Annotated in this window: 28 protein-coding genes, 8 tRNA genes and 1 riboswitch; of the genes, 34 read left to right on the forward strand and 2 right to left on the reverse strand. The window is 29.1% G+C overall.

Annotation, left to right across the window (positions count from 1 at the left end):
- Positions 1-7: 7 nt before the first annotated feature.
- From DR020_RS08305 to rho, 3 genes are all read left to right on the forward strand, one after another.
- Positions 8-430: a DUF1934 domain-containing protein gene (locus DR020_RS08305; RefSeq protein ID WP_055259575.1), complete on the forward strand. Its 423-nt coding sequence runs from the start codon at positions 8-10 to the stop codon at positions 428-430.
- 206 nt (positions 431-636) lie between these two features.
- Positions 637-2,241, forward strand: a complete 1,605-nt coding sequence (locus tag DR020_RS08310) for a CTP synthase (protein ID WP_055259573.1) — start codon at positions 637-639, stop codon at positions 2,239-2,241.
- Positions 2,242-2,530: 289 nt separating this feature from the next.
- Positions 2,531-3,922 (forward strand): transcription termination factor Rho, encoded by a 1,392-nt coding sequence (rho, locus tag DR020_RS08315; protein WP_055259631.1) that lies wholly within the window; start codon positions 2,531-2,533, stop codon positions 3,920-3,922.
- A gap of 84 nt (positions 3,923-4,006) precedes the next feature.
- Here the strand turns inward: rho and rpmE are convergent, their stop codons facing one another.
- Positions 4,007-4,213, reverse strand: a complete 207-nt coding sequence (rpmE, locus tag DR020_RS08320) for a 50S ribosomal protein L31 (protein ID WP_055259571.1) — start codon at positions 4,211-4,213, stop codon at positions 4,007-4,009.
- Between the two features lie 145 nt (positions 4,214-4,358).
- Here rpmE and DR020_RS08325 point away from each other — a divergent pair, with 145 nt between their 5' ends.
- The 22 genes from DR020_RS08325 to spoIIID all read left to right on the forward strand — a co-directional run bounded on the left by DR020_RS08325 (position 4,359) and on the right by spoIIID (position 23,639).
- The gene (locus DR020_RS08325) at positions 4,359-4,946 is read left to right on the forward strand and encodes a thymidine kinase (RefSeq protein ID WP_055259570.1); all 588 of its coding nucleotides are present in this window, start codon (positions 4,359-4,361) and stop codon (positions 4,944-4,946) included.
- A 26-nt stretch (positions 4,947-4,972) separates the two neighbouring features.
- Complete coding sequence (gene prmC, locus DR020_RS08330; RefSeq protein WP_112365707.1) at positions 4,973-6,724, forward strand: peptide chain release factor N(5)-glutamine methyltransferase; 1,752 nt, start codon at positions 4,973-4,975, stop codon at positions 6,722-6,724.
- Positions 6,725-6,827: 103 nt separating this feature from the next.
- Positions 6,828-7,910, forward strand: a complete 1,083-nt coding sequence (prfA, locus tag DR020_RS08335; RefSeq protein WP_055259566.1) for a peptide chain release factor 1 — start codon at positions 6,828-6,830, stop codon at positions 7,908-7,910.
- Positions 7,911-7,982: 72 nt separating this feature from the next.
- Complete coding sequence (locus DR020_RS08340) at positions 7,983-9,035, forward strand: L-threonylcarbamoyladenylate synthase (protein ID WP_112365708.1); 1,053 nt, start codon at positions 7,983-7,985, stop codon at positions 9,033-9,035.
- Positions 9,036-9,050: 15 nt separating this feature from the next.
- Positions 9,051-9,500, forward strand: a complete 450-nt coding sequence (rpiB, locus tag DR020_RS08345) for a ribose 5-phosphate isomerase B (RefSeq protein ID WP_112365709.1) — start codon at positions 9,051-9,053, stop codon at positions 9,498-9,500.
- A 22-nt stretch (positions 9,501-9,522) separates the two neighbouring features.
- Positions 9,523-10,152, forward strand: coding sequence for a uracil phosphoribosyltransferase (upp, locus tag DR020_RS08350; RefSeq protein WP_112365710.1), 630 nt, complete (start codon positions 9,523-9,525; stop codon positions 10,150-10,152).
- A gap of 15 nt (positions 10,153-10,167) precedes the next feature.
- Positions 10,168-11,319, forward strand: coding sequence for a non-hydrolyzing UDP-N-acetylglucosamine 2-epimerase (gene wecB, locus DR020_RS08355; protein WP_055259559.1), 1,152 nt, complete (start codon positions 10,168-10,170; stop codon positions 11,317-11,319).
- Between the two features lie 951 nt (positions 11,320-12,270).
- Complete coding sequence (locus DR020_RS08360; protein ID WP_055259558.1) at positions 12,271-12,948, forward strand: F0F1 ATP synthase subunit A; 678 nt, start codon at positions 12,271-12,273, stop codon at positions 12,946-12,948.
- 27 nt (positions 12,949-12,975) lie between these two features.
- On the forward strand, positions 12,976-13,194 hold the full coding sequence (gene atpE / locus DR020_RS08365) for an ATP synthase F0 subunit C (protein WP_055259556.1): 219 nt from the start codon (positions 12,976-12,978) through the stop codon (positions 13,192-13,194).
- A 45-nt stretch (positions 13,195-13,239) separates the two neighbouring features.
- Positions 13,240-13,473, forward strand: a complete 234-nt coding sequence (locus DR020_RS08370) for an ATP synthase subunit c family protein (RefSeq protein ID WP_055259555.1) — start codon at positions 13,240-13,242, stop codon at positions 13,471-13,473.
- A gap of 36 nt (positions 13,474-13,509) precedes the next feature.
- Entirely contained in the window at positions 13,510-13,731 is a 222-nt protein-coding gene (gene atpE / locus DR020_RS08375) for an ATP synthase F0 subunit C (protein ID WP_055259553.1), read from the forward strand.
- Positions 13,732-13,795: 64 nt separating this feature from the next.
- Positions 13,796-14,275, forward strand: a complete 480-nt coding sequence (locus tag DR020_RS08380; RefSeq protein WP_055259551.1) for a F0F1 ATP synthase subunit B — start codon at positions 13,796-13,798, stop codon at positions 14,273-14,275.
- A 3-nt stretch (positions 14,276-14,278) separates the two neighbouring features.
- Entirely contained in the window at positions 14,279-14,818 is a 540-nt protein-coding gene (locus tag DR020_RS08385; RefSeq protein WP_055259549.1) for a F0F1 ATP synthase subunit delta, read from the forward strand.
- A 10-nt stretch (positions 14,819-14,828) separates the two neighbouring features.
- On the forward strand, positions 14,829-16,337 hold the full coding sequence (atpA, locus tag DR020_RS08390) for a F0F1 ATP synthase subunit alpha (protein ID WP_055259547.1): 1,509 nt from the start codon (positions 14,829-14,831) through the stop codon (positions 16,335-16,337).
- 61 nt (positions 16,338-16,398) lie between these two features.
- Positions 16,399-17,250, forward strand: a complete 852-nt coding sequence (gene atpG, locus DR020_RS08395; protein WP_055259546.1) for an ATP synthase F1 subunit gamma — start codon at positions 16,399-16,401, stop codon at positions 17,248-17,250.
- A 13-nt stretch (positions 17,251-17,263) separates the two neighbouring features.
- The gene (gene atpD / locus DR020_RS08400; RefSeq protein WP_055259544.1) at positions 17,264-18,667 is read left to right on the forward strand and encodes a F0F1 ATP synthase subunit beta; all 1,404 of its coding nucleotides are present in this window, start codon (positions 17,264-17,266) and stop codon (positions 18,665-18,667) included.
- A gap of 17 nt (positions 18,668-18,684) precedes the next feature.
- Complete coding sequence (atpC, locus tag DR020_RS08405) at positions 18,685-19,104, forward strand: ATP synthase F1 subunit epsilon (RefSeq protein WP_055259543.1); 420 nt, start codon at positions 18,685-18,687, stop codon at positions 19,102-19,104.
- 179 nt (positions 19,105-19,283) lie between these two features.
- Positions 19,284-19,928, forward strand: coding sequence for a hypothetical protein (locus tag DR020_RS08410; RefSeq protein ID WP_112365711.1), 645 nt, complete (start codon positions 19,284-19,286; stop codon positions 19,926-19,928).
- 22 nt (positions 19,929-19,950) lie between these two features.
- Entirely contained in the window at positions 19,951-21,219 is a 1,269-nt protein-coding gene (gene murA, locus DR020_RS08415; RefSeq protein ID WP_055259540.1) for a UDP-N-acetylglucosamine 1-carboxyvinyltransferase, read from the forward strand.
- Positions 21,220-21,336: 117 nt separating this feature from the next.
- Positions 21,337-22,422 carry a stage II sporulation protein D gene (spoIID, locus tag DR020_RS08420; RefSeq protein ID WP_235865681.1) on the forward strand — a complete coding sequence of 362 codons (1,086 nt, stop codon included), beginning with the start codon at positions 21,337-21,339 and terminating at the stop codon, positions 22,420-22,422.
- Positions 22,423-22,569: 147 nt separating this feature from the next.
- On the forward strand, positions 22,570-23,313 hold the full coding sequence (locus tag DR020_RS08425; protein ID WP_055259538.1) for a M23 family metallopeptidase: 744 nt from the start codon (positions 22,570-22,572) through the stop codon (positions 23,311-23,313).
- Positions 23,314-23,384: 71 nt separating this feature from the next.
- Positions 23,385-23,639 (forward strand): sporulation transcriptional regulator SpoIIID, encoded by a 255-nt coding sequence (spoIIID, locus tag DR020_RS08430; RefSeq protein ID WP_055259537.1) that lies wholly within the window; start codon positions 23,385-23,387, stop codon positions 23,637-23,639.
- A gap of 113 nt (positions 23,640-23,752) precedes the next feature.
- Here the strand turns inward: spoIIID and yyaC are convergent, their stop codons facing one another.
- A complete protein-coding gene (yyaC, locus tag DR020_RS08435; protein WP_055259535.1) occupies positions 23,753-24,280 on the reverse strand; it encodes a spore protease YyaC in 528 nt (175 codons plus the stop codon).
- A 112-nt stretch (positions 24,281-24,392) separates the two neighbouring features.
- On the opposite strand from yyaC, the gene DR020_RS08440 reads away from it, so the two are divergent.
- The 9 genes from DR020_RS08440 to DR020_RS08480 all read left to right on the forward strand — a co-directional run bounded on the left by DR020_RS08440 (position 24,393) and on the right by DR020_RS08480 (position 25,911).
- The gene (locus DR020_RS08440; RefSeq protein WP_055259533.1) at positions 24,393-25,049 is read left to right on the forward strand and encodes a hypothetical protein; all 657 of its coding nucleotides are present in this window, start codon (positions 24,393-24,395) and stop codon (positions 25,047-25,049) included.
- A gap of 158 nt (positions 25,050-25,207) precedes the next feature.
- Positions 25,208-25,282: transfer RNA gene (locus DR020_RS08445), tRNA-Thr, on the forward strand.
- Positions 25,283-25,289: 7 nt separating this feature from the next.
- A tRNA-Tyr gene (locus tag DR020_RS08450) sits at positions 25,290-25,374 on the forward strand.
- A 13-nt stretch (positions 25,375-25,387) separates the two neighbouring features.
- Positions 25,388-25,463: transfer RNA gene (locus DR020_RS08455), tRNA-Val, on the forward strand.
- Positions 25,464-25,477: 14 nt separating this feature from the next.
- Positions 25,478-25,552 (forward strand) — tRNA-Thr (locus tag DR020_RS08460).
- Between the two features lie 6 nt (positions 25,553-25,558).
- Positions 25,559-25,643, forward strand: a tRNA-Tyr gene (locus tag DR020_RS08465).
- Between the two features lie 13 nt (positions 25,644-25,656).
- A tRNA-Val gene (locus DR020_RS08470) sits at positions 25,657-25,732 on the forward strand.
- Positions 25,733-25,746: 14 nt separating this feature from the next.
- Positions 25,747-25,821 (forward strand) — tRNA-Thr (locus tag DR020_RS08475).
- Between the two features lie 5 nt (positions 25,822-25,826).
- Positions 25,827-25,911, forward strand: a tRNA-Tyr gene (locus tag DR020_RS08480).
- Between the two features lie 77 nt (positions 25,912-25,988).
- Positions 25,989-26,088, forward strand: a riboswitch (SAM riboswitch).
- Positions 26,089-26,185: the final 97 nt, after the last annotated feature.

Genomic DNA, 26,185 nt, shown 5'->3' on the forward strand with positions numbered 1-26,185 from the left:
ATTATTTATGAAAAAAGAAGCTTTAATAACTATTACTAGTTATCAGATGGATGATGTGGATAACAAGGTTGAACTCATTACATTCGGTAGTTTTAGTAAAGAAGAGGATATATATAAAATTGTCTACAAAGAAACTGAGGAAACAGGACTTGGAGAAACTGAAACTGTTTTAAAGATAGAAAAGGATATATTAACTTTAAAAAGAAGTGGCGCTGTTTCAACAGTTATGGAATTTAAAAAAGATAATAATTCAATAATTTTATATGAAACTCCATATGGAATTCTAGAGTTTAAGACAGTAACGAAAGATTTAAAAGTAAATGTTAATGATTTTGGTGGAGATGTATATGTAAATTATTCATTAATAGCAGATGGACAAGCACCACTAAAAACAGAATTAAAATTAAATATAAAGATGAAAGATGATTAAATGATAAAGCCCACTATAAAAATAGTGGGTAAAAAAATTATAAAAAAATATAACAAACTACTAGACATAGTTATATAGTTTGTGCTAAAATCGTATCTATGTTGTTTAATATATTATACTCCCATTTTAAATGGAGTTAATTTTAATTATAATGTTTAAAATATAAGTTGTCAATATCTTTTATTAAATTTAGGAGGAAAAGTCACATGAAAAAGACTAAATACGTATTTGTAACTGGCGGTGTTGTATCATCACTTGGAAAAGGAATAACAGCAGCATCTTTAGGAAGATTGTTAAAGAACAGAGGATTTAAAGTAAGTATACAAAAATTTGACCCATACTTAAATGTTGACCCAGGAACTATGAGCCCATATCAACATGGAGAGGTTTTTGTAACTGATGATGGGGCAGAAACAGATTTAGATTTAGGGCATTACGAAAGATTTATTGATGAAAACTTAACTAAAAATTCAAATGTTACTGCTGGTAAAGTTTATTGGTCAGTAATATCAAAAGAAAGAAGAGGAGAATACCTAGGGGGAACAATACAAGTTATACCACATATAACTAACGCTATAAAAGAAAGAGTTTATAGAGTTGGGAAAGAGAGAGATGTAGATGTTGTTATAACAGAAATCGGTGGAACAGTTGGAGATATAGAATCTCAACCATTTTTAGAGGCTATAAGACAAATAAAATATGAAGTAGGAATAGAAAATGTTTGTTTCATTCATGTAACTTTAATTCCATTCTTAGGAAAAGCAGGAGAGTTAAAAACTAAACCTACACAACATTCAGTAAAAGAATTAAGAAGTATAGGTATACAACCAGATATAATAGTATGTAGATCTGAAAAAGAAGTTCCACAAGATGTTAAAAATAAAATAGGATTATTCTGCAATGTAGATGGAAATTCTGTAATACAAAATTTAGATGCAGAGCATTTATATGCTGTACCATTAATGCTTCATAAAGAAGGTTTAGATAGACTTGTTTGTGAAAAATTGCAACTTGCGTTTAGAGATATAGATAATAGTGAATGGATTGATATGGTACATAGAATAACTCACTTATCTCATAACACTAAAATAGCATTAGTTGGAAAATATGTAGAACTACATGATGCGTATATATCAGTAGTTGAGGCTTTAAATCATGGTGGGTTATTTAATGATACAAATGTAGAGATAAAATGGATAAATTCAGAAGATTTAAGCATTGAAAATTCTGATGAACTTTTAGGAGATGTAGATGGAATTTTAGTTCCAGGTGGCTTTGGTGATAGAGGAATAGAAGGAAAAATAGAAGCTATAAGATGGGCAAGAGAAAATAAAAAACCATTCCTTGGAATATGTTTAGGAATGCAATGTGCAGTTATAGAATTTGCTAGAAATGTTTGCGGATTTGAAGATGCGAATTCATCTGAATTAAATCCTGAAACAATGCATCCAGTTATAGATTTAATGCCTGAACAAAAAGATGTAGAAGATTTAGGTGGAACAATGAGACTTGGTCTTTATCCATGTAAAGTTAAAGAAGAAACTTTAATAAAAGATGCATATAATTCTAATTTAATTTATGAAAGACATAGACATAGATATGAGTTCAATAATGAATATAGAGCTAAATTAGAAGAATCTGGTTTAATATTATCAGGAACTTCACCTGATGAGAGATTAGTTGAATGTGTTGAAATAAAAGATCATCCATGGTTTGTAGGAGTTCAATATCATCCAGAATTGAAATCAAGACCAAATAATCCTCATCCATTATTTAAAAAATTTGTTGGAGCGGCTCTTAATAACAAATAATTAATGAAAAAGATGCGGAAATTTTTTCATTCTGCATCTTTTTTTTATTTTAACATTGAATTTAAATAATTTTATATATAATATAAGATATAGGGATTATTTATATAAAGATATGAAAATAATAAAAATATCCCTGAAATTTTTAGATGCAGGAATCGAAAGCTTTTATTTAAAACTTTTCATATATCATTTCTTGAATTAAATTCCATTTTTAAATTCTATTTTACTTTATAGCATAAAAATATATATTTTGGAGGTGTGCTTATTGTTAGGTAAAACGTATGAAGATATGACATTAATACAATTAAGAGAAATTGCTAAGGAAATTGGCATTAAAAATATTACTAAAAAGAAAAAGAGTGAATTAATAGAAGATATAAAATTAAATTCACCTAAAGCGATAGAAAAAGATGGTGTTATCTTAAAAGAGAAAATAGCGCCTAAAGTTTTAGAACATGATATCGTTGATAATAATAATGAAAATGGTTCGGAAAAAACATCAGATGAAGTAAATGAAGAGAAAAAAGAAAAATTTAAGCAAATGTTAAGATCATCAGATAGTGTAAAAGGAATTTTAGAAATATTAGATACTAATAATTTTGGTTTCTTAAGATGTAGAAATTATTTAACAAGTGATGAGGATGTTTATGTATCTCCGGCACAGATAAGAAGATTTAATTTAAGGACTGGAGATGAAGTAGAAGGAAAGGTTAGATATCCTAAAGAAGGAGAAAAGTTTAAAGCACTTATTTTTGTAGAGAAAGTAAATGGAGATAGACCAGAAAAAGCTATAGGAAGAAAGAGATTTGAAACATTAGTTCCTATATATCCAAATGAGAGGTTAAGGCTTGAAACTAATAACGAAAAAGATTTAAGTTCTAGACTTATGGACATAGTATGCCCTATTGGAAAGGGGCAAAGAGGGGTAATAGTTGCACCTCCTAAAGCTGGTAAGACATCACTTCTTAAAAAAATTGCACAAAACATATCTAAAAATTATCCAGACATTAAACTTATAGTGCTTCTTATAGATGAAAGACCTGAAGAAGTTACTGATATGCAAAGAAGTATAAATGGAGAAGTAATATATTCAACATTTGATGAAGAACCACAAAATCATGCAAAAGTAGCTCAAATGGTTTTAGAAAGAGCTAAGAGAATGGTTGAACAGGGCAGAGATGTAGTTATACTTTTAGATTCGATAACTAGATTATCAAGAGCATATAATTTAACTATAACTCCAACTGGTAGAACTTTATCAGGTGGATTGGATCCAGGAGCTTTAATCATGCCTAAAAAATTCTTTGGGGCAGCTAGAAATATAGAAGAAGGTGGAAGTTTAACTATTTTATCTACTGCATTAGTTGAAACTGGAAGCAGGATGGATGATATGATTTTTGAAGAATTTAAAGGAACAGGGAATATGGAAGTTCATTTAGATAGAAAGCTTCAAGAAAGAAGGATATTTCCAGCTATTGATATCTATAAATCAGGAACTAGAAAAGAAGATTTACTACTAGATGAAAATGAAAGAGAAGTTGCGTATGCTTTAAGAAGAAGCTTGTATAAAGAAAGCAATATAGATTCTATAACAGAAAATTTAATAGGAATATTATCAAAAACAAAAAATAATAAAGAATTTATAGATATGTACTTAAAAAATATCAATGATAATAAATAAATTAAAAAAGACATTAATGTTTTATTAATGTCTTTTTTATGCATAAATAAAAAAAGGGGAAAGATAAACTTTCCCATTACCCAATTATTTATTAAGGTTAAATCTTTTGTTAAACTTGTCAACTCTTCCGCCAACATCAACAATTTTTTGTTTTCCAGTAAAGAATGGGTGGCATTTTGAGCATATTTCAACTTTAAGTTCAGATTTAACAGAACCAGTAGTAAAAGTATTTCCACATGCACACTTAACCACAGCATCGTGATGGTATTCTGGATGTATGCCTTCTCTCATCTTTATTCACCTCTTTCGGATTATAAATGTTGATAAACAACTAGTAACAAGTATAACACGATGAATTTTAATCGTCAATAGTTTAAAATAACTATAATTTAATATATAATCAAAAGGTGACAAAATAATCTTTGAGGAGTTTTTTATGAGTAAATTATATTTTAGATATGGTGCGATGAATTCAGGAAAATCAACGCATTTAATGCAAGTTGCACATAACTATGAAGAAAGAGGAATGCATATTGTAATATTAAAACCAGATGTTGATAAAAAAGGTGGAAACAAAGTAGTTTCTAGATTAGGAGTTGACAGGGAAGTTGATTTTTTAATAAATAAAGAAGATAATATCTTAGAAATAATAGAGGATTATTTAAAAAAAAGTAAAAAAATAGATTGTATAATTGTAGATGAGGTACAATTTCTTTTAAAGCATCATATAGATGAACTTTTTGAAATAGCTGTAACTAAGGATATACCTGTTATTTGTTATGGTCTTAGAACAGATTTTAAAATGAATGGTTTTGAGGGTAGTGAAAGATTACTATTATTAGCACATAGCATTGAAGAAATGAAAACTATATGCAAGTGTGGAAGAAAAGCTATTTTGAATGCTAGAATGATAAATGGAAACTTTATATTTGAGGGAGAGCAAGTAGCTATTGATATGTTAGATAATATTGAATATGAAGCATTATGTGGACAATGTTATTTTAAATATAAATCACAATCTTAAAAAGATGTAAGAGGATGGGGTTGTTTATGAGAAAAACTGAAGTTGGTGGTCAAGCAGTATCAGATGGTGTAATGATGAGGGGAAAGTTTGGTGTAGCAACAGCGATTAGACAACCAAATGGTAGAATAAGTGTAAGATTTAAAAGAACAAAATTTACTGAGAAAAAAAGAAAAATTTTATGTATACCTATAATAAGAGGAGTAGTTATACTTTTTAATTCATTAACTTCAGGAATGAAAGAATTAGATACGTCGTCTAAAAATCTTGAAGAAAATGAACCATCAAAATTTGAATTATGGTTGAATAAGAAATTAGGTAAAAAAACTAATGATATATTTTGGGGATTAGCAATTTTTATTTCATTATTGATTTCTATAGGGATTTTTATAGTTGGACCTGTTTTAATAACAGATTTTATAGGATTTTTTGGAGTACCTAAATTTATATTAAATTTCATAGAAGCACTTGTAAGTATATCTATTATACTTATATATATGTATTTGATTGGCAAAACTAAAGAGATAAAAAAATTATTTGAGTATCATGGTGCAGAGCATAAAACTATTAGATGTTATGAAAGCGAAGAAGAATTAACTATTGATAATGTAAAAAAATGTTCGAGGTTTCATCCAAGATGTGGAACTAATTTTTTATTTATAGCAATTATGGTTAATGTTTTTTTATTATCATTTATTAGTTGGAATTCTTTAATAATGCCTATTGTGGTAAGATTGATTTGTTTACCATTAGTTGTTGGGGTATCTTATGAAATTGTAAAATGGATAGGGAAATCAAATAGTATATTAGCAAAAATAATATCATATCCTGGTTTGAAGTTGCAAGTGCTTACAACAAGAGAACCAAATAATGAGCAAATAGAGGTGGCGATTATGGCATTAAAAAAAGCAGAAGGAATAAAAGAGCGTGAAAAAACGATAGAAGAATTATTAAATATTTCTAAAGAAGTTTTAAAGAAAGAAGAAATTGATACTTATATTTTAGATAGTAATCTTTTGTTGGGTGAAATTTTAAAACAGGATAAACTTTATCTTTTAATGAATAAAAATGAAAAAGTACCTAAATATAAAGAAAAAAAATTCATGGAACTTTTAGAAAAAAGAAAAAGAAGAATGCCTATGCAATATATTTTAAAAAAGTGCGAGTTTATGGGACTTGATTTTTATGTAGAAGAAGGGGTTTTAGTTCCTAGGGGAGATACTGAAATATTAGTGGAAGAAGTTTTAAAAAATATAGATAAAAATAATACTTTAAAGGTATGCGATTTGTGTTGTGGAAGTGGAGCAATAGGAATTTCTCTAGCTCATTATAGGAACGAAATATTAGTTGATTTAATAGATGTTGAAAGTATTCCAGAGAGAGTTACAAAAACAAATATTAAAAACTTAGAAGTTGAGGAAAGATGCACATTTATAAAAAGCGATCTTTTAAATGAAGCCATAAATAATGAAAAGGTATATGATATAATTGTGTCTAATCCTCCATATATAAGGGAAGAAGTCATAGAAACGCTTATGGATGATGTTAAAAATTATGAACCTCATATAGCATTAAATGGTGGAGTAGATGGGCTTGATTTTTATAGAAAAATAATAAATGATAGTAAATGTGTTTTAAGAAAAAATGGAATATTAGCTTTTGAAATAGGTTTTGATCAAGGTGAAGATGTAAAATTGTTAATGCAAAATGAAGGATATAAAGATATAAGAGTTATAAACGATTTATCAGGACTTAATAGAGTTGTTATTGGTAGATTATAATAAAGAATTTTAAAGTAATAGAGTGTGTTAAGTCTTGATAAAAATTATAATATTATGTTATAATAACTGAATGTGAAAATATGAGTTGCGGAGTGATAAATAAATGATACTAGATAGATTAAACTTTATTGAAAACAAGTATGATGAACTTTCCGTTAAAATAAGTGATCCTAGCATAATGGCCAATCAAAATGAATGGAGAAGATTATGTAAAGAGCATGCTGATTTAGAGATAATAGTTAATAAGTATAAAGAATATAAAGAAACTATAGATGACTTAGAAGCTAATAAAGAAATGTTAAGTGAAGAATCAGATTCTGAAATGAGAGAAATGATAAATGTTGAAATAAAAGAATTATCAGAGAAAAAAGAAAGTTTAGAATCTGAAATTCAAATTCTGCTACTTCCTAAAGATCCTAATGATGATAAAAATGTTTTTGTTGAAATTAGAGGTGGAGCAGGTGGAGATGAAGCTGCTTTATTTGCTGCTAATCTTTTTAGAATGTATACAAAATATGCTGAAAAGAACAGATGGAAGGTTGAACTTATGAGTTCTAATGAAACTGATATTGGAGGTTTTAAAGAAGTCGTATTTATGATAAGAGGTGAAGGTGCTTATTCAAAGCTTAAGTACGAAAGTGGAGCACATAGAGTTCAAAGAGTTCCAGATACAGAAAGTTCAGGAAGAATACATACATCAACAGCCACTGTTGCAGTGCTTCCAGAAGTTGATGATGTAGAAGTTGAAATAAATGAGAAAGATTTGAGAATAGACGTGTTTAGAGCTTCAGGTAATGGAGGACAATGCGTTAATACTACAGATTCTGCGGTTAGAATAACTCACGTACCAACTGGAGAAGTTGTTTCTTGCCAAGATGAAAAATCACAACTTAAAAATAAAGAAAAAGCTATGAAAATCTTAAGAGCAAGACTTTATGAAAAAGCAGAAGCTGAAAGACTTGCTGGAATAGCAGAAGATAGAAAGAGTCAAGTAGGTACTGGGGATAGAAGTGAAAGAATCAGAACTTATAATTATCCTCAAGGAAGAGTTACAGATCATAGAATAGGATTAACTCTTTATAAGTTAGATACATTTATGGATGGAGATATAGACGAAATTATAAATGCATTAATAACTGAAGACCAAGCGAAGAAAATGGAACAAATGGGAAATACAGACTTTTAACATACTAAAGCCTTACATATATATGTAAGGCTTTAAAACTAGGCTTTTAAATTTAAATAAGGAGATTTAATAATGAAAACTAAGATTAACATTATAAAAAAATTAGAAAAAGATAAAATTTTTATAGATGAAGCAGCTAATGTTATAAAAGATGGGGGGCTTGTAGTTTTTCCAACTGAAACTGTTTATGGTCTTGGTGCTAATGCTTTAGATAGTGAGGCTGTAAAAAAAATATTTATAGCTAAAGGTAGACCTCAAGATAATCCTCTTATAATACATATAGCAGATAAAGATGATTTATATAAGTATGGAAAAAATGTTTCAAAGATAGCTAAAGATTTAGCGGATAAGTTCTGGCCAGGACCAATGACCTTAATAGTTGAAAAAAATAATTTGATACCAGATGTTACATCCGCTAATTTAAGCACAATAGGGATAAGAATGCCAAGTGATGAAGTAGCTAGGGAGTTTATAAAAAAATCAAATGTTGCAATTGCAGCACCATCTGCTAATATTTCAGGAAGACCTAGTCCAACAGATGTTAAGAGATGCATTGAAGATTTAGATGGAAGAGTTGATTATATATTAGGATGTAATGAAAGTGAGGTTGGGGTTGAGTCCACAATAGTTGATGTAAGTGTATATCCTCCATGTGTTTTAAGACCTGGTGGAATTACTTTGGAGATGTTAAAAGAGGTATGTCAAGATATATATATGGATAAAGGAATAATAGGAAAAGATGCTAATATAAAACCTAAAGCTCCAGGTATGAAGTATACACATTATTCTCCAAAAGCAAGAGTCAGGGTTGTAGATGGGAACTTAGATAAATGTGTTGAAAAAATTAATGAAATGGTGCATAATTACATAGAAAAAGGTCTAAGAGTTGGAGTTATGGCAACTGATGAAACAAGAAACGAGTATAAAGAAGGTTTGGTTTTATCTTTAGGAACAAGAAATGATGTATCCACAATTGCTAAAAGTTTATTTTCAACTTTAAGAGAATTTGATGATAAGCATGTAGATATAATAATAAGTGAAGCTTTTATGGAAGAAGGATTAGGAGTTGCTATAATGAATAGACTTAAAAAGGCTTGTGGATTTGATATTGTAAAAATAATATAAAAGAGGTGTATTAATATGAAAATAGCAGTAGGTTGTGACCATGGGGGATTAAATTTAAAAAATGAAATAATTAAGCATTTAAATTCTAAAAATATAGAAATAAAAGATTTTGGAACATATACATCAGAATCATGTGATTATCCAGATATAGCCAAAGCGGTTGGAGAAAAAGTTGTAGAAAAAGAATTTGATTTTGGTATACTAGTTTGTGGTACTGGAATAGGTGTATCTATTGCTGCTAATAAAATTCCTGGGATAAGAGCAGCTTTATGTCACGATACTTTTAGTGCACATGCAACTAGAGAACATAATAATGCAAATATATTAACTTTAGGTGAAAGAGTAGTTGGAACAGGATTAGCTTTAGATATAGTTGATACTTTCTTAGATTCAACTTTTCAAGGTGAAAGACATCAAAGAAGAATAGACAAAATAGCAGACATAGAAAAAAAGTACAATAAATAATTTGATTTTTAGGAGGGTAAAAATGGGTAAAGTTACAGAAATAAAGCATCCACTTATATCGCATAAATTATCTATGATTAGAGATAAAAATACAGGAGCTAAAAATTTTAGAGAATTGGTGGAAGAAGTTTCAATGCTTATGGCATATGAGGCTACACGAGATCTTCAAACTAAAGAAGTTGAGATAGAAACTCCTATATGTAAGATAAAATGTTGTGTATTAGCAGGGAAAAAGGTTGCTGTTGTACCTATATTAAGGGCTGGACTTGGTATGGTAAATGGAATTATAAATTTAATACCAGCAGCTAAAATAGGTCATATAGGGCTTTATAGAGATGAGGAAACTTTAAAACCTGTTGAATACTTTTGTAAATTACCTCAAGATATAGCTCAAAGAGATGTAATAGTTGTAGATCCAATGCTTGCAACAGGTGGATCAGCTGCAGATGCAATAACGCTTTTAAAGAAAAGAGGAGCTAGTAAAATAAGATTAATGTGCTTAATAGCATCTCCTGAGGGAATAAATACAGTAAAAGAAATGCATCCAGATATAGATATTTATATAGCTTCAATAGATGAAAAATTAAATGAACATGGATATATTGTACCAGGGCTTGGAGATGCAGGAGATAGATTGTTTGGAACTAAGTAGTGTGGAGGACTTTTTATGAATAAAATAAAGGTATTAACTATCTTTGGAACTAGACCAGAAGCCATAAAAATGGCACCTTTAGTTAAAGAACTAGAGAGCAGAGAAGAAATAGAATCAAAGGTCTGTGTAACGGCACAGCATAGAGAAATGTTAGATCAAGTTTTAAATCTTTTTGATATAAAGCCTGAATATGATTTAAATATAATGAAAACCCGTCAAAGTTTGACTGGAATAACTACAAAGGTTTTAGAAGGGTTGGAAGAGGTATTTGTTGAGGAAAAACCAGATATGATTTTAGTACACGGAGATACAACAACTACTTTTGCAGGGAGTTTAGCAGCATTTTATCAACAAATAAAAATAGGCCATGTTGAAGCTGGACTTAGAACTTTTGATAAATATTTTCCATTTCCTGAAGAGATGAATAGAAAGTTAACAGGAGCTTTGGCTGATTTACATTTTGCACCTACTAAAAGTTCAAAAAGAAATCTTTTAAGAGAGGGAATAGATGAAAGTATTATAAAAATAACAGGTAATACTGTAATAGATGCTATGGAGCATACTGTAGATGAAAATTATACTTTTGAAAGTGATGAATTAAATTATATAGATTTTAAAAGTAAAAAAGTGATAATGATAACCGCTCATAGAAGAGAAAACTGGGGTGAAGGAATAGATAACATATGTGAGGCATTAATAAATATTGTAGATAATAATGAAGATGTTGAACTTATATATCTTGTACACTTAAACCCTGTTGTTAGAGATATGGTTTATGGAAAGTTAGAAGGTAGGGAAAGAATACATTTATTACCTCCTTTAGATACTAAGGAAACTCATAATTTGATGAATAGATGTTTTATGATTATGAGTGATTCAGGTGGTCTTCAAGAGGAAGCACCACATCTTGGAAAGCCTGTTTTGGTTTTACGAGATGTAACTGAAAGACCAGAAGCTGTAGAAGCTGGAACAGTAAAATTAGTAGGAACAGATAAGGAAAGAATAATTAAAGAAGCAAATTTACTTATAAATAATGAAGAATATTATAATAAAATGAGTAGAGCTATAAATCCTTATGGTGATGGTATGGCTTCAAAACGAATTGTAGATTTTATATTGAATTATTTTGGAAAACAATGCAATATAAAAGAATTTGGAAGTAAATAAAATGTTTTAAAGTTCTCAGATTATTATTTTAATATAATTAAAATAATAATCGTAAGAGAACTTTTTTGTTTATTGAAAGTTAACAAAAAATTATTTTTTAATAAATTATAGAGCAATAGATAGCTATAATTAATCTTAAATGTAATAAAAATACAAAAAAATGCAAGTGAGATAAATAATTAATTCTAAATATTAAATATTTAATATATGATTTTTACTTGTACCATTAAAATATTTAATGATAAAATATTTAGAAGTTTTGATAATATATTGTTTAAAAAAATAAAAAAAATATAGTAAATTAGTATAAAATATATTGTTTTTTTAGAAAATAAATAATATTATGCAAGTATAAAGAAATAATAGCTAGGCATACTAATAAGGCATACAAAGATAATATGAAAAAAATCAACTTTATAATAAAAAAATGTATAATAAAAATAAAATTATTTAATTGTATTTAAAAATATAATATTAATAATTATTATTTGGTGAAAAAAGTATAAATTTAATCTAAGTAATAATATTTATTTAAAAATATTAAAAAAATATTGAAATAATTATACAAACATTATTCAATTATTATGTGACAATAGTAGGGAATATATTAATATTATCATTTGAATGAAAAAAGAATTCGGTAATGAAAATGATATCACTAATATAAAAAATATTCTGAATAATGATTGTAATTTAATATTATAAATCAAAAAATAAGAAAATAAGAATAAACAAAAGGTATGTCGAATAAAATAGAAAATATACAACTAAAATCTTAGTAAAGGTTAAAAAAAGACAAAATACGACCAAATATGAAATTTTATTAATGGTAATATAGGATTTATAATATAAACAAGTAATTAAACAGCTTATATTCAAAAAATTTGAATATGGTTAAAAATGCTTCAATATAATTATTTTTTAAATTTTAAGGAAAGGAGGAAAATATTTATGAATGTTTTTGCGCCTAATTTTACTGTGAATATAGCAGGAATTAAAATTATAGCGCCTATTATATATGAATGGGCAACTATGATATTTCTAATAATAGCTTCAATTTTATTAACTAGAAAAATGAGTACTAGAAACCCAAGCAAGATACAAACATTAATAGAAATGCTTTATTCATTCTTAGAAGGTCTTGTTGTTGATAATGTTGGAGAAGAATATTCTAATTTTATTCCTGTTTTAGGAACAATGTTTATGATGTTATTTATATTAGATACATCAGGTATGCTTGGATTTTCAGAAGCAACTAGTAATTTAAGTGTAACAGCAGGGTTTACAATAATTACTTTTTGTATAATGCATGGAAATGCTATCAAAAAAAATGGGGTAAAAGAATATTTTAAAGGATATGCTAGACCTTATGTTCCAATGATATTATTAAATTTAATGGAATTATTCATCTTACCATTGTCTTTATGCTTACGTTTATTTGGAAATATGTTAGCAGCAGCAATAGTGGTAGGATTAGTTTATTCAGGATTAAATAGTCTAAATTGGGCTTGTCAATTAGTTATACCTATACCAGTGCATTTATTCTTTGATGCTTTTGATGGTATAATCCAAACTATAATATTTGTAATGTTAACAGTTATGTATATGAAATTACAAGCTGAACATTAGAATTAATTTTTTTAGGAGGTAATTTACATGGATTTAAGTTTATTAGCAGCAGGTATTGCATGTTTAGCTTGTATTGGAGGCGGTGTTGGAACTGGTATTGCTACTAGAGCTTCAATAAAAGCAATGGCAAAACAACCAGAGATGGCAAACAAAATAAACTCTATATTTATAATGGCAACAGGTCTTTGTGGTGCTACAGCAATTTATGGGTTAGTAGTAGCTATTATAATATTATTTGTTAAATAGTTAATACATAAAACGCTTTACGAATATGTAATAGGAGGTTTTTTTATGATTTCAGGAATGGCAATATTGGGTGCTGGTATTGCGGTAGCATCTGCAATTGGCGGAGGAATAGGAACAGGAATAGCTGTTGAAGGAGCTGCAGAAGCTAGAGCAATGGCAAAAAGAAATCCTGAATTGGGTAGTAAAATTAATGCAACCTTTATAATGGCAACTGGCCTTGCAGGAGCAACCTCAATATATGGATTGGTTATAGCGATTATAATTTTATTTGTAAAATAATTAAATTTTATAAAGAGTAGTTAGGAGGATTCACTTATGACAGATATGGCGATATTAGGAGCAGGTGTTGCAATAGTATGTGCTCTTGGAGCAGGTATTGGTATTGGTATAGCAGCTGAAGGTGCGGTTGATGCTTTAGCTAGAAGACCAGAATTAGAAAGTAAAATACAAAGTATGTTTATATTAGGAGCGGGTCTTACAGAAGCAACAGCTATATATGGATTAGTTATAGCAATAATATTATTATTTGTAAAATAGTAATATTTGAAGAAAAAATAATAGGAATTAATATTAATTTACTCCGGAGGGAGGCAGAGTATATATGACAATAGATTGGTTTACAGTCTTGGCTACAATCATTAACTTCATAATTTTAGTTGCTATCTTAAAACATTTCTTCTTTAATAAAGTTAAAGACTTACTTAAGAAGAGACAAGAGGATATAACAGCTCAAATAAGAGAAGCTGATGAAAATGCTGAAAAGGCTAGAAAGCTAAGAATAGATAATGAAAATTTATTAAAGTCAGCTAAAGAAGAAGGTAAGAAAATTACTGAAGAACAAAAAAGAAAAGCTGATAAGTTATATGAAGAAATTATTGATAATGCACAAAAGGATGCTAATTCAGTAATTGAAAAAGCTAAAGCAGAAATGGTAAAAGAAAGAGATAAAGCAGAACAAGAGTTAAAACAACAAACTGTTCAATTAGCTTTAATGATGTCATCTAAAATTTTAAATGAAGTTATAGATGAAGAAAAGCATAGACAACTTATAGATGAATTTATAAGTAAGGTAGGTATCTAGTATATGTATGAATTTTTAGATAGAAGATATGCTTTGGCTATTTATGAAATTGCACAATCCAAAAATGCGGTTGATAGATATATTGAAGATTTAAAAGATATTTGTGATGTTTTATATGGGAACGAGGACTTTTATAAAATTATAGTACATCCACAAATAAGCACTTCTGATAAGAAGAAGACATTTAAAAAAGCTTTCCAAGGAAAAATTGATGACGAGTTATTAAATTTTCTTTTGTTGTTAATTGAAAAAGATAGAATAGGCTTTTTAAAAGAAAAAGTTGTTCAGTTAGAGAAAATCTACTTAGAAAAACAAAACATGATAATAGCTCAAGTAAAAAGTGTTATACCATTAAGTGAATATCAAGCTAATAAATTAACAGAAAATCTTGAGAAGAAATTTAATAAAAAAATAATATTGAAACAGGAAATTGATAAAAGTATAATTGGTGGACTTTATGTTGTGGTAGGAGATGAAGTGATAGATGGTAGTGTTAAATCACAATTACAACAAATAAAGTCACAAGTTCTTAACAATGAATAGAGGTGAAACTATGCACATTAAACCAGAAGAAATAACTTCTATAATTAAAGATGAGATAAAGAAATATGAAAATGAATTAAAAACTGTTGATTCAGGAACTATAATTCAAATAGGTGATGGAGTTGCTACAGTTTACGGTTTACAAAACTGTATGGAAGGAGAACTTCTAGAGTTTCCTAATGAAGTGTATGGTATGGCGCTTAACCTAGAAAAAGATAATGTAGGATGTGTTTTATTAGGCTCTGAAAAAGGAATCAAAGAAGGAGACATAGTAAAAAGTACAGGAAGAGTTGTGGAAGTTCCTGTAGGCGATAACCTAATAGGTAGAGTTATAAATTCTTTAGGTCAACCAGTTGATGGAAATGGTCCTATAATAACAGATGGATATAGACCAATAGAAGTACCTGCACGTACTATACTAGAGAGAAGTTCAGTTAATGAACCTCTACAAACAGGTATTAAAGCTATAGATTCAATGATACCAATTGGTAGAGGACAAAGAGAATTAATAATTGGAGATAGACAAACAGGAAAAACTGCGATAGCAATAGATACAATAATTAACCAAAAAGGAAAAGATGTTATTTGTATATATGTTGCAATAGGACAAAAACAATCAACAGTAGCTAATATAGTTAATACGTTAACAGAAGTAGGAGCTATGGATTATTCAATAATAGTAGAGGCTACTGCGTCACAATCTGCGCCACTTCAATATATTGCACCATATGCAGGGTGTACTATAGGTGAATATTTCATGAATAAAGGGAAAGATGTTCTTATAATTTATGATGATTTATCAAAACATGCTGTAGCTTATAGAACTATGTCCTTATTATTAAGAAGAGCACCAGGTAGAGAGGCGTATCCAGGAGATGTATTCTACATACATTCAAGACTTTTAGAAAGAGCAGCTAAGCTTTCAGAGGAAAATGGTGGTGGTTCATTAACTGCACTTCCAATAATAGAAACTCTAGCAGGAGACGTATCTGCTTATATACCAACAAATGTTATATCAATAACAGATGGACAAATATTCTTAGAATCTGAACTATTTTATGCAGGACAAAGACCAGCTGTTAATGCCGGTATTTCAGTTTCAAGAGTTGGTGGTAATGCTCAAATAAAAGCGATGAAACAAGTATCTGGTACATTAAGACTTGAACTTGCTCAATATAGAGAATTAGCATCTTTTGCTCAGTTTGGATCAGACCTTGATAAAGATACTCAAAGTAGACTTGAAAAAGGAAAAAGAGTAGTTGAAGTATTAAAGCAAGATCAATATGCACCTATGGATGTAGAAAAGCAAATAATGATACTTTATGCTGTGGTTAATGATTTCTTAACAGATATAGAAGTAAGTGCTATAAAATCTTTTGAGAAAGAGTTTTTAGAGTTTATGGATACTCATCATAGAGAAATCGGCAGAAATATTATGGAACAAAAGAATTTAACAGATGATATAAAATCATCTTTAGAACAAGCAATAGTTGAATTTAAGAAAACTTTTTTAGTATAGAAAATTTTAAGCATAGTCTCTTAGGAGGCTATGTAGTATTTTAGAAATGGAGGTGAAACAGATGGCAGGAGCAGGACTTTTAGATATAAAAAGAAGAATAAAAAGTGTAACAAGTACTGAAAAAATTACTAAGGCAATGGGATTAGTTGCTACCTCTAAACTTAGAAAGGCTAAAGCAAGATTAAAGACTAATGAATATTATTTTAGTAATCTTAATCAAATTTCAAGAGAATTAGTTGGGTCTTTAGACGATATATCTGATAATATTTTTATAAAGGGAAACGGAAGCGATAAGAAATTATATATATTGATATCATCAGATTCTGGACTATGTGGAGGATTTAATTCAAATCCAGCAAGTTATCTTAATGAAAAGTATGGAGATACAAGCCAATCAGTTATAGTAGTTGGTAGAAGAGGATTATCTTATGCTAAAAAATTTAATCATACTACTATAGCAGAGTATGTTGATTTAGCAGAGGAACCTGCAACTAAAGATGCATCTATGATATGTAAAAAAGCTTTAACAGAATTTAAGAATGGTAATTTTGGAGAAGTTATAATAGTTTACACAAAATTTGTTTCATCAATAGTTCAAGAAACAATTGAACAAAAATTATTACCAATAGAAATACCAGATAATAAAGAAAATTCAGATTTGTATAGTGTTGAATGCAAAGAAGATGAGGTATTAGAGGCTATTATGGGCTCATATATGATATCAAATATGATGTATGCTTTTTGTCAGTCAAGAACTAGTGAACAAAGTGCAAGAATGCAAGCTATGGATGGAGCAAGTAAAAATGCTCAAGATATTTTAGATAGCTTAAAGATAGAATATAACAAAATAAGACAATTTGCTATAACACAAGAAATTTCCGAAATAGTTGGAGGTTCAGAAGCACAAGGATAAGGAGGTACAGAGTATGACTAAGAATGTAGGTAAAGTAGTTCAAGTAATAGGACCAGTTGTAGATATAAAGTTTAATAACGAATCACTTCCTAATATTTATAACGCTATTCATGTAAAATTAGAAGGAGAAAAAACACTTGTTTGTGAAGTTGAGCAGCATATAGGTGATGATATAGTAAGAACTATAGCTATGGAAGCAACAGAAGGGTTAAAAAGAGGGGCTGAAGCTATAGATATGGGAGTACCTATATCAGTTCCAGTAGGTGAACCTGTTTTAGGTAGAATATTTAATGTTTTAGGAAAGCCTTTAGACTTTGAGTATGAAGGTGAAGTAAAATCAGAAACTTATTACCCTATACATAGAGCAGCTCCAAGTTTTGAAGAACAAACAGTATCACCACAAATGTTTGAAACAGGAATAAAAGTTATAGACCTTATTGCTCCATATCAAAGAGGTGGAAAAATAGGATTATTTGGTGGTGCAGGTGTAGGAAAAACAGTTCTTATACAAGAACTTATAAATAATATAGCAAAGCAACATGGAGGACTTTCAGTATTTACAGGGGTCGGAGAAAGATCAAGAGAAGGTAATGACCTATATTATGAAATGAAAGAATCAGGAGTTTTAAATAAAACAGCTTTGGTATTTGGTCAAATGAATGAACCACCTGGAGCAAGAATGAGAGTTGCTTTAACAGGACTTACTATGGCTGAATATTTTAGAGATAAAGGGCAAGATGTATTATTGTTTATAGATAATATATTTAGATTTTCACAAGCTGGTTCAGAAGTTTCAGCGCTTCTTGGAAGAATACCTTCAGCCGTTGGATATCAACCAACATTAGCTACTGAAATGGGTGCGCTTCAAGAGAGAATAACATCTACAACTACAGGATCAATAACATCAGTTCAAGCAGTATATGTTCCTGCAGATGACTTAACTGACCCAGCTCCAGCTACAACATTTACTCACCTTGATGCTACAACAGTTTTATCAAGAAGTATTGTTGAACTTGGAATATACCCAGCTGTTGACCCATTAGATTCTACATCAAGAATACTTGATCCTAAGGTAGTAGGTAAAGAACATTATGATGTTGCATCAAGAGTTAAACACATTCTAGAAAGATATAAAGAACTTCAAGATATTATAGCTATTTTGGGTGTAGATGAATTAGCTGATGAAGATAAAATAATAGTTAGTAGAGCAAGAAAAATACAAAGATTTTTATCTCAACCATTTACAATTGGTGAACAATTTACAGGTATGAAAGGAAGATATGTACCTGTAAAAGAAACTATAAGAGGATTTAAGGAAATATTAGAAGGTAAACACGACGACTTACCAGAAGCTGCATTTTTATTTGTAGGTAATATAGATGAAGCAGTTGAAAAAGCTAAAAGTTTAGCCAAATAGTATAGGAGTGATTATTAATGAGTACGACTTTTAAATTAACAATTATTACTCCTGAAAAAGAAGTATTTAATCAAGATGTAATGAGATTTTCATGCGAAAGTCAAAAGGGACAGTTTGAAATTTTACCAGAATATGAGTCATCATTGATTGTAATAGTTCCAAGCACAGCAATAATCAAAGATGATAAAGGTAAGATAAGTAAATTATTTGTTTCCAGTGGATTATTAAAGGTTAGTAAAAATCAAGCAATGCTTTGTGTGGATGCAGCTGAATGGCCAAAGGATATAGATGTGAGCAGAGCTAAGGAAGCAAAAGAAAGAGCTGAAAGTAGGCTTTCAAATAGGGATAAAGATATTGATGTTAAAAGAGCAGAAATAGCTTTAGTAAGAGCTTTTGCTAGAATAGAAACTGTGGAAGCTAAAATAGAAGAAGAATAAGAGAAGTCTGTAGAATATATTATTCTACAGACTTTTTGTTGTAAAAAATATTATTTTAGAACAATTTGTATTGAAACTGTATATATTGATAATATAAAAATATTTATACAATATAAGTAAAACTAGTAGAATATTATATTGCTCTCCTGACCATAATTATAACGAAAGTGGGGGAGTTTATGAAAAAATTATGTTTTACTTTAATAATTTTTATGTTTTCTTTATGTATAAAAGGAAGTTATGTATATGATGAAGATGATATATATATAAAGGTACACAATGTGGTAGACTTTTGTGAAAGTGGGATAAAAATTAGCTATAAAACTAAAAGTGATATAAGAGAAATTTTACAACAAATAAGTGATTTGAACATATCTTATTTTAATAATACTTTGAAAATAGATGAAAACATGGGTGATAACTTTAGTTTTGAAGAAGAAACGAATAAAGCATCTACAAAGATTTTAATAGCAAAAGATGTGAATGAATATACTGCAGAAATGGAAATTATAGATAAACAAAAATTAATTAATATAAGTGAAATAAAATTGAAATGTAGAAATTTAAATAATATATCAAATCTAAATTATTACACATTTATAAAAGGAAAGGTAAAAAAACAATACAAATATGAATTAGAGGATAGATTATTTAATATATTAGATTGTTATAATATTAAAAATAAGAGTAATGTTTCGTTAGAAAATGGGTTGACAGGAATATTTACAGTTCAAAAAACATTAAAGATTAATTACTCCATTATGAACTATGATGATGGCACATATTTGATTATGGGGTCTCCTATTATATTTATAACATATTAAATATTAATTAATGGAGGATAACATGGATAATTTAATAATAAATGGACAAAGAAAATTAAAAGGAGAAGTAAATATAAGTGCTGCTAAAAATTCAGTATTGCCAATAATAGCTGCATCATTATTAGCAACAGAAGAGGTTACAATAATAAATGCACCAATGCTTGATGATGTATTTACATTATGCAATGTGATAGAGGAGCTAGGTTTTAATATAAGTATAAATAAATTGTGTAATACTATAAAAATAAAAGAAGGTAGTTCTTTAAAGATATGTCCAAATGAAGATTTGGTTAGAAAAATGAGAGCTTCATTTCTTATAATGGGACCTATGTTATCTAAGTATGGAGAATTTAGACTTACTAGACCAGGTGGGTGTAACATAGGGAATAGACCGATAGATTTACATTTAAAAGGATTAAAAACTTTAGGTGCAGAAATAACAATAGATAAAAATGGAGGAATAATAGCTAAAGCAAAAAGATTAATTGGAGAAAGAATATATTTAGATTTTCCTTCAGTAGGAGCAACAGAAAATTTAATGATGGCGGCAGTTTTGGCAAAGGGAACAACAATAATAGAAAACGCTGCACAAGAGCCTGAAATAGTTGATTTAGGTAATTTTTTAAATGCTTTAGGAGGAAAGGTTTATGGACAAGGAACAAGAAAAATAACTATAGATGGAGTGGAAAGTTTAAAAGGTGGAAAATATTCGCCTATATATGACAGGATAGAGGCTGGAACATTTATGATAGCAGCAGCAATAACTGGTTCAACTATAAGGATAAATGGAGTTAACGAAGATTATTGTAGACCTCTTATAGAAAAATTAAAGGAATGCGGTGTAGAGTTCGTATTTTTGAATAATGGATATAGTGCGATTGTAAATGGAAAAAGTAGGCTTAGAGCTGTTGATATAAAAACAATGCCATACCCAGGATTTCCAACTGATATGCAATCACAAATGATGAGCCTTTTGTGTTTGGTGAATGGAAGTAGCATAATAACAGAGACGGTTTTTGAAAATAGATTTATGAATGTGGACGAGCTTATAAGAATGGGAGCTCATATAAAAGTTGTAGGACGAACTGCTTTTGTTGAAGGAGTAGATAAATTATTAGGGTGTAAAGTACAAGCGACAGATTTGAGAGCTGGGGCAGCTTTAGTATTAGCAAGTCTTGCTGCTGAAGGGACAAGTATAGTAACTGATGTATTTCATATAGATAGAGGATATGTTAACATTGAAAATAAATTAAAAGGTATAGGAGCCGATATACGTAGAATAGCTGTATAATATAAAAAACTATGGAATTTAATATTTCATAGTTTTTTATATTATAAAATATGTAATATAGAAGAGGAATAGGAATATAAATATATATGTAAACTATATTTGAGATGGGGGAGGTAAGTGAAGAGAAAAAATATAGCGATTTGTATAGATATAGGGATAATTGTATTAGTTTTTTTTATTGTTTTTACAATACCTGTTTTATTTGGTAGTTTATCAAAAAAAGATGAGGAAAATAAAAAGAAAATGGATGTAGATTCAGTTTCTCAAGATATAACAACTAATGACAATGACACCATTAAAGATAATCAGAATAAAAGAAAATTAGTTGATACTGGTATAGATTTAACAATGGTAAAGGTTTATATCACCAATACTGGGAAAATAAAAAGTATACCTTTAGAAGAGTATGTATTAGGTGTAGTTTTAAGTGAAATGCCAGCAGCATTTGATGAAGAAGCTTTAATGGCACAAAGCATTCTTGCAAGGACATATGTAATTAGTAAAAAGTTAAAATCTTGTTCTAAAAGTGAAGAAGCAGATATTTGTGATAGTACTCATTGTCAAGTATATACAGATCCAGAAGAGAAAAAAAAGCAATGGGGAAGTAAGGCTGATGAATATTATGAAAAAATAAAAAGTGCAGTAGAAAAAACAGCAAATCTTATTGTTTCTTATGAGGGAGTTATTATAGAATATCCACAATACTTTGCAATAAGTTCTGGAAAAACGGAAGAAGCTGAAAGTGTTTTTTCCATAGACATACCATATTTACAAAGTGTTGAAAGTCCTGGGGAAGAAGAGGCTCCTAAATATGAAAGTAAAAAAACTTATACAAAAACTAATTTCATAAATATAATAAAAAATAATATAAGTGGAAGTGATTTGAGTGTAAATAATTTAGAAAGTGCAATAAATATATTATCTAGAAATGTTGGAGATACTGTAAAGGAAATAAAAATTGGAAATAATGTATTAACAGGAATTGAATTTAGGCAGATATTTGCATTGAATTCAGCTAATTTTACTATAAACTTTGAAGGAGATAATGTAGTTATAGATTGCAAAGGGTATGGTCATGGAGTAGGTATGAGTCAATGGGGAGCTAATGCTATGGCTAAAAACGGAAATAATTATAAAGAAATAATAAAACATTATTTTCAAGGAAGTGATGTAATTAATATAAATGATGTGTATTTAGAATAAAAATTAAAATACATGTTGATTAAAATGTTTCTTGTTGGAAAAGATATTAGATAAATTTATTATCTAATATCTTTTTATTTTTTTGTTAGATTAAAATATGTATTATTTTTTAAAAAATGGTAAATAATAAAATTGGAGGTGTTATTAATGACAAAAAAATCAAATATAAAGTCTTTTTTAAAAGGAAAGGCATTTTACGTAATATTGTTTATATGCTTATGTATTGTTGGAACTACTGCAGTAATAACAACAAGAAGCAGTATGAAAGGTAGCAATAAACAGGCAAGTAATTTAGAGAATAAAGAAAATAGGGAGATAGCACAAAACGAAAATAATCTAGAAACACAATATAAGGATGCTGAGTTGGTTGAAGAGAAAACTGCCGAAGATAAACAAGAATTTGCTGTTGTAGATGGGACAGAAGATGATGATACTGTTCAAACATCATCAAATCCTAGTGAATTATTTATAAGTCCTATAACTAATGGTGTGGTAACAAGAAATTACGATATTACTCCAAGATTAAATGATGAAAAAACATCAGCAGTGGTATATAAAGGAGTGGATATTGAATCTAAAGTCGGCACTGATGTTAAATCAATAGCAAATGGAAAAGTTATAGATGCTGGAAAAGGTGATTCAAAAGAAGGGTTTTATGTAGTAGTACAACACAATGATGGCTTTATATCAAGTTATGGTAATTTAGCAGAAGATTTAGCAGTGGCTGTAGGGGATGAAGTAACTCAAGGAAGTATTTTAGGAAAAATAGGAAATACAATTCAAAATAATCCTAGTGATAGGGTATCTGAAGAATATTTATTATTTCATATGGAAAAATCTAAAGAGCCAATTAATCCAATAGAGTATATAAATGAGCTAAAAGTAGAATAATAAATAAATGAATATAGTCAGTCATTTTATGACTGACTATTAAATAATTAATATTTATTAAGGAGGTTTTTATGAAGGATTATATTGAAGAAAGAGTATTAGAAGTTGCTCAATATATAATAGATTCTAGAGCAACAATAAGGAAAACAGCTAGAGTATTTGGAGTAAGTAAAAGTACTATACATAAAGATATGACTGAAAGATTGCCTAAGATAAATCCATGTATAGCAGAAGAAGCTAAAAGCATATTAGATTTAAATAAAGCTGAGAGGCATATAAGAGGTGGTAAAGCAACAAAGCTGAAATATAAAGTGATAGAAGCTTAATACATTGATATAATTTTATATTTAACATATTGAATTTTAATTATATTATAAGCACAAGATTAAATACATGGCATTAATAAATTCTTTATGATAAGTAAGGTTTATATTTTTAATTACAAAGAATTTTTAAGGTGGTATGCATGGATAATTCCATTTCGAATAACCTTAGCCATTTCCATAATTAAATTTAATCTTATAGGTCTATTAGTAAACAATTCCAAACTATCCGAGGAGTCAACAATTCCTATTATAGAAGCATTGCCAACGCTTTGGAGGGTTTTACCTACACCTTTTCCTGGATGGATAGGCTCATCTCTAGTATGAATTTCGCCTATGGCATTTGCATCACCTAAGCATGCATCAATTGCTATTATAGAAGCGGTGGGATAGTTATTAGATATTTCTTTTAACCTAGTATCTAAATTTAGAGCATGTATTGGAGAAGCAAGAGTGCCAAGTATAGGTAGAGGGAATAAAGCTTCTTCTAATAATGTTCCAACTAATGGTCCAAGTGCATCTCCGATACATTTATCTGTACCTATACAAACTATGATAGTGTCATTAGTAATGTAATCTTTTAAAAAATTAGCTATATTGTAATAACATAATGGCGAACTATAATTAACTTTTATTTTGCTCAAAGTGTCACCTCCCTCATAAATTTATATGAAATAAATAAAAAAAATATTAAATAAAAACAAGAGGTATTAAAAAGAATTATAAATAATTATATTTTTAAAGGAGACATTAGATGTGAAAAATAATAAAAAGGAAATATATTTAATAATTATTACTACTTTTTTTAGTGTAATAATTATGGTGTTTAGTTTTAGTATTAAGCAACCTAAAAGTTATATTGATGAGAAAATAGAAGAAAGCGAAGAAAATTATTTAGATAAAGATATAGCATTTAATAAAAATAAGGAGGAGTCTTTATTAAGTGAAAAAGATAATCAGATTTCTAAAAATAATGCTGATCAAGGGATAAATATAACTAATAAAAAAGAAGATATTTTAGAGGAAGATGAATTTTCAAGCATTTCTAATGAACATGTAGAGGTTATAGACGAAGAAAATTCACAGAAAATTATGCTTGCGGATAAAGATAAAGAAGAGAGGGCAGAAGAGGAAGTTGTACAAAGTGTATTTAAAACTGATAAAAACAGTATAATAAATAAAATATCAAGTATTGATAAATTAAAAATAATGAAAATGGCAAATAGTTTATCAGCAAATGATTATAGGAATCTTATAAATAATATCAAAAGGAATGATGAAGTGTTAGCTGCAACTGAAATATTTGAGCTATTAAAAAATAAATTATCAAAAAAACAGTATGATGAATTAGTTTTAATTTTGGATCCATATATAGATATAAAAATGATAGAAAATAAAATAAATGAAAAATGAAGAAAAACATATTAAACGGAAAAAATAAAGAGAAAAATGATAATAATTTAAAATAAAAAGAAAAAATGGCCTAAAAATAAGGTTGAAATAAACATAAATAACATATATACTAAGTCTTGTCGATTGGAGATGTTTCAAGAGAAAAAACAAAAAATTACGCTGGCATGGCTCAACGGTAGAGCAGCTGACTTGTAATCAGCAGGTTGTAGGTTCGATTCCTATTGCCAGCTCCAAAAATGTGGAGGAATTCCCGAGTGGCCAAAGGGGGCAGACTGTAAATCTGTTGTCAGTGACTTCGATGGTTCGAATCCATCTTCCTCCACCAATAAAAACAATAAGGTCGCATAGCTCAGCTGGGAGAGCATCTGCCTTACAAGCAGAGGGTCACAGGTTCGATCCCTGTTGTGACCACCATTAACTTAATATATGCTGGCATGGCTCAACGGTAGAGCAGCTGACTTGTAATCAGCAGGTTGTAGGTTCGATTCCTATTGCCAGCTCCAAAATGTGGAGGAATTCCCGAGTGGCCAAAGGGGGCAGACTGTAAATCTGTTGTCAGTGACTTCGATGGTTCGAATCCATCTTCCTCCACCAATAAAAATAATAAGGTCGCATAGCTCAGCTGGGAGAGCATCTGCCTTACAAGCAGAGGGTCACAGGTTCGATTCCTGTTGTGACCACCATTAATTTAATATATGCTGGCATGGCTCAACGGTAGAGCAGCTGACTTGTAATCAGCAGGTTGTAGGTTCGATTCCTATTGCCAGCTCCAGATGTGGAGGAATTCCCGAGTGGCCAAAGGGGGCAGACTGTAAATCTGTTGTCAGTGACTTCGATGGTTCGAATCCATCTTCCTCCACCAAATAATAGGCACTATATTTTATGAAGATAGTGTCTATTTACATAGTTAAATGCATATACATATTAGAGTATATATAACTCTTATCAAGAGAGGTGGAGGGAAAAGGCCCTATGAAGCCCGGCAACCAGTGATTTACCAAGGTGCCAATTCCTGCAATGTTTTATTGCAAGATAAGAGGAGCTTAGTGAATTCAAGTCTCTTCTTAAATTAAGTTGAGGCTTTTATTTTTAAATTTTTTAAGAAATTTAAAAAGGCTATTTAAGAAAGGAGTGAA

Source organism: Sarcina ventriculi (assembly GCF_900456775.1).
Classification (GTDB): domain Bacteria; phylum Bacillota; class Clostridia; order Clostridiales; family Clostridiaceae; genus Sarcina; species Sarcina ventriculi.

What these genes read in the sequence shown, in the direction of transcription:
- atpE (WP_055259556.1), top strand. Translation starts at nt 12,976, where the DNA reads ATGGATTTAAGTTTATTAGCAGCAGGTATTGCATGTTTAGCTTGTATT.
- upp (WP_112365710.1), top strand. Translation starts at nt 9,523, where the DNA reads ATGGGTAAAGTTACAGAAATAAAGCATCCACTTATATCGCATAAATTA.
- atpE (WP_055259553.1), top strand. Translation starts at nt 13,510, where the DNA reads ATGACAGATATGGCGATATTAGGAGCAGGTGTTGCAATAGTATGTGCT.
- DR020_RS08410 (WP_112365711.1), top strand. Translation starts at nt 19,284, where the DNA reads ATGAAAAAATTATGTTTTACTTTAATAATTTTTATGTTTTCTTTATGT.
- prmC (WP_112365707.1), top strand. Translation starts at nt 4,973, where the DNA reads ATGAGAAAAACTGAAGTTGGTGGTCAAGCAGTATCAGATGGTGTAATG.
- DR020_RS08385 (WP_055259549.1), top strand. Translation starts at nt 14,279, where the DNA reads ATGTATGAATTTTTAGATAGAAGATATGCTTTGGCTATTTATGAAATT.
- DR020_RS08370 (WP_055259555.1), top strand. Translation starts at nt 13,240, where the DNA reads ATGATTTCAGGAATGGCAATATTGGGTGCTGGTATTGCGGTAGCATCT.
- DR020_RS08425 (WP_055259538.1), top strand. Translation starts at nt 22,570, where the DNA reads ATGACAAAAAAATCAAATATAAAGTCTTTTTTAAAAGGAAAGGCATTT.
- rho (WP_055259631.1), top strand. Translation starts at nt 2,531, where the DNA reads ATGACATTAATACAATTAAGAGAAATTGCTAAGGAAATTGGCATTAAA.
- DR020_RS08340 (WP_112365708.1), top strand. Translation starts at nt 7,983, where the DNA reads ATGAAAACTAAGATTAACATTATAAAAAAATTAGAAAAAGATAAAATT.
- atpG (WP_055259546.1), top strand. Translation starts at nt 16,399, where the DNA reads ATGGCAGGAGCAGGACTTTTAGATATAAAAAGAAGAATAAAAAGTGTA.
- DR020_RS08380 (WP_055259551.1), top strand. Translation starts at nt 13,796, where the DNA reads ATGACAATAGATTGGTTTACAGTCTTGGCTACAATCATTAACTTCATA.
- rpiB (WP_112365709.1), top strand. Translation starts at nt 9,051, where the DNA reads ATGAAAATAGCAGTAGGTTGTGACCATGGGGGATTAAATTTAAAAAAT.
- prfA (WP_055259566.1), top strand. Translation starts at nt 6,828, where the DNA reads ATGATACTAGATAGATTAAACTTTATTGAAAACAAGTATGATGAACTT.
- murA (WP_055259540.1), top strand. Translation starts at nt 19,951, where the DNA reads ATGGATAATTTAATAATAAATGGACAAAGAAAATTAAAAGGAGAAGTA.
- DR020_RS08360 (WP_055259558.1), top strand. Translation starts at nt 12,271, where the DNA reads ATGAATGTTTTTGCGCCTAATTTTACTGTGAATATAGCAGGAATTAAA.
- spoIIID (WP_055259537.1), top strand. Translation starts at nt 23,385, where the DNA reads ATGAAGGATTATATTGAAGAAAGAGTATTAGAAGTTGCTCAATATATA.
- atpC (WP_055259543.1), top strand. Translation starts at nt 18,685, where the DNA reads ATGAGTACGACTTTTAAATTAACAATTATTACTCCTGAAAAAGAAGTA.
- atpA (WP_055259547.1), top strand. Translation starts at nt 14,829, where the DNA reads ATGCACATTAAACCAGAAGAAATAACTTCTATAATTAAAGATGAGATA.
- DR020_RS08305 (WP_055259575.1), top strand. Translation starts at nt 8, where the DNA reads ATGAAAAAAGAAGCTTTAATAACTATTACTAGTTATCAGATGGATGAT.
- DR020_RS08310 (WP_055259573.1), top strand. Translation starts at nt 637, where the DNA reads ATGAAAAAGACTAAATACGTATTTGTAACTGGCGGTGTTGTATCATCA.
- atpD (WP_055259544.1), top strand. Translation starts at nt 17,264, where the DNA reads ATGACTAAGAATGTAGGTAAAGTAGTTCAAGTAATAGGACCAGTTGTA.
- DR020_RS08325 (WP_055259570.1), top strand. Translation starts at nt 4,359, where the DNA reads ATGAGTAAATTATATTTTAGATATGGTGCGATGAATTCAGGAAAATCA.
- wecB (WP_055259559.1), top strand. Translation starts at nt 10,168, where the DNA reads ATGAATAAAATAAAGGTATTAACTATCTTTGGAACTAGACCAGAAGCC.
- rpmE (WP_055259571.1), bottom strand. Translation starts at nt 4,213, where the DNA reads ATGAGAGAAGGCATACATCCAGAATACCATCACGATGCTGTGGTTAAG.